Below are 2879 nucleotides of genomic sequence, written 5' to 3' on the forward strand. Positions count from 1 at the left end.
GCACCCAACTCTGCCCCTTCCGGAACACCGCACGCACCCTCGCCGGCCTCGGTGAGGTCGGCTCGGACGGCGGTGTCCCTGGTGCCGCGACGCTGGCCGGCCTGCGGGTGGCCCGCGCATTGAACATGTCGGCGCCCGCCGTTCCCGAGGGCGAGGCGCAATGATGCCTGCCACTCCGCTGACGCCGGTTCTCAGCCGATTCTGGGACGAACCCGAATCGTGGACGCTGGAAACGTATCTGCGCCATGACGGTTATCAGGCGCTTCGCACGGCATTGGCCATGAAGCCCGACGACGTGATCGCCACGGTCAAGGAATCCGGGTTGCGCGGCCGCGGCGGTGCGGGCTTCCCCACCGGGACCAAATGGTCGTTCATTCCTCAGGAAGCGACCGGAGCCGGGGCCAAACCCAAGTACCTGGTGGTCAATGCCGACGAGTCGGAACCCGGCACGTGTAAAGACATTCCGCTGATGCTGACCACCCCGCACTTTCTGGTCGAGGGGGCGATCATCGCGGCATATGCGATTCGGGCCCGGCATGCGTTCATCTATGTGCGCGGTGAGGTGGTGCCGGTGCTGCGCCGGTTGCAAGCCGCGGTGGCCGAGGCTTACGCCGCGGGTTATCTCGGCACAAATATCCAGGGGTCGGGATTCGATCTGGACCTGATCGTGCACGCCGGCGCCGGCGCCTACATCTGCGGTGAGGAGACCGCGCTGCTGGACTCCCTGGAGGGCCGCCGCGGCCAGCCACGCCTTCGCCCGCCGTTCCCGGCGGTCGCCGGCCTGTATGCCTGCCCGACGGTGGTCAACAACGTCGAATCCATCGCCAGCGTCCCACCCATCCTGTTGGGTGGCGTCGATTGGTTCAAGTCGATGGGTTCGGAGAAATCCCCTGGCTTCACGCTGTATTCGCTGTCCGGCCACGTCACCACCCCCGGTCAGTACGAGGCGCCGCTGGGAATCACGTTGCGGGAGTTGCTCCACTACGCCGGCGGTGTGCGTGCGGGTCACGAGTTGAAGTTCTGGACCCCGGGTGGATCGTCGACCCCGCTGCTGACCGCCGAACACCTCGACGTGCCGCTGGATTACGAAGGCATGGCTTCGGTCGGGTCGATGCTGGGCACCAAGGCGTTGCAGATCTTCGACGAGACCACCTGTGTGGTGCGCGCGGTGCGCCGCTGGACCCAGTTCTACGCCCACGAGTCCTGCGGAAAATGCACACCCTGTCGCGAAGGAACCTACTGGCTCAGCCAGATCTACGAACGGCTCGAGACCGGCAGCGGTACCGAAGACGACATCGGCACACTGCTCGACATCTCTGACACCATATTCGGAAAATCGTTCTGCGCGTTGGGTGATGGCGCCGCCTCGCCGGTCATCTCCTCGATCAAGTACTTCCGCGCTGAATACGAGGCGCACCTGGGCGGGGGCTGCCCGTTCGACCCGTACGCCTCGATGCTGGCCGCACCGGAAGGGGTGGGTGTCTGATGACGCAGACTTCCGACACGGACGCACCAGCACCTGCCGTGGAGATGGTGACCCTGGTCATCGACGATGTCGAGGTGAGTGTGCCCAAGGGCACGTTGGTGATTCGGGCGGCGGAGTTGATGGGGGTGCAGATCCCGCGGTTCTGTGATCATCCGTTGCTGGATCCGGTCGGGGCGTGCCGGCAGTGCCTGGTGGAGGTGGAAGGTCAGCGCAAGCCGATGGCCAGTTGCACCACCACGGTGGCCGACGGCATGGTGGTGCGCACCCAGCTCACCTCCGAGGCCGCCGACAAGGCTCAGCACGGGGTGATGGAGCTGCTGTTGATCAACCATCCGCTGGACTGCCCGGTGTGCGACAAGGGCGGTGAATGCCCCCTGCAAAACCAGGCGATGTCCAACGGCCGGGCCGAAACGCGCTTCACCGACATCAAACGTACCTTCCCCAAACCGATCAACTTGTCGAGTCAGGTGCTGCTGGACCGGGAGCGGTGTGTGTTGTGTGCCCGTTGCACCCGGTTTTCTGAGCAGATCGCCGGGGATCCGTTCATCGCGCTGCTGGAACGCGGTGCCTTGCAACAGGTCGGGATCGGCCCGGGTGAGGCGTTCGACTCGTATTTTAGCGGCAACACCGTGCAGATCTGCCCGGTCGGGGCGCTGACCGGGGCGGCGTACCGGTTCCGGGCCCGCCCGTTCGATCTGGTGTCCAGTCCCAGTGTGTGCGAGCACTGCGCCTCGGGGTGTGCCCAGCGCACCGATCACCGCCGTGGGGTGGTGTTGCGCCGGCTGGCCGGTGACGACCCGGAGGTCAACGAGGAGTGGAACTGCGACAAGGGTCGCTGGGCGTTCACCTATGCCCGGGTGGGTGACCGGCTTACCACGCCCTTGGTGCGCGACGAGAACGGCGCGCTGCGCCCGGCGTCGTGGTCAGAGGCCATCACAGTGGCCGCCGCTGGGCTGACGTCGGGTCGCAGCGGCGTGCTGGTGGGTGGTCGGGTGACGGTCGAGGATGCCTACGCCTACGCCAAGTTCGCCCGGATCGTGTTGGGGACCAATGACATCGATTTCCGGTCCCGTCCCCATTCGGTGGAAGAGCAGCAGTTCCTGGCCGCCCAGGTGGCCGGTCGCCGCGAGGTCAGCTATGCCGACCTGCAGGCCGCACCCGTGGTGGTGCTGGTCGGGTTCGAGCCCGAAGACGAATCCCCGATCGTGTTCCTGCGGCTGCGCAAGGCAGTTCGCAAGCACGGGCTGCGGGTGGTCACGATTGCGCCCTTCGCCTCACCGGGGTCTACCAAACTGGCCGCTGAACTGGTGATGACCGCACCCGGCCAGGAAGCCGCCGCCCTCGACGGACTCACCGATGAACTGCCGCCCGGGGCGATCATCCTGCTCGGCGA

The 2879-nt window shown here is 66.2% G+C and carries 2 protein-coding genes; both read left to right on the plus strand.

Annotation, left to right across the window (positions count from 1 at the left end; genetic code table 11):
- Window positions 1-160: 160 nt before the first annotated feature.
- Window positions 161-1486, plus strand: a complete 1326-nt coding sequence (gene nuoF, locus MSZK_RS20785; protein WP_199203422.1) for an NADH-quinone oxidoreductase subunit NuoF — start codon at window positions 161-163, stop codon at window positions 1484-1486.
- Window positions 1486-2879, plus strand: a 1394-nt coding sequence (locus tag MSZK_RS20790) for an NADH-quinone oxidoreductase subunit G (protein ID WP_142389971.1), incomplete at its 3' end; no start/stop codon positions are given. The genes nuoF and MSZK_RS20790, both read left to right, overlap by 1 nt.

It is taken from the genome of Mycobacterium sp. shizuoka-1, from assembly GCF_002723835.1.
Lineage (GTDB): Bacteria > Actinomycetota > Actinomycetes > Mycobacteriales > Mycobacteriaceae > Mycobacterium.

Coding starts and splice junctions, on each gene's coding strand:
- nuoF (WP_199203422.1), top strand. CDS start 161: ATGATGCCTGCCACTCCGCTGACGCCGGTTCTCAGCCGATTCTGGGAC.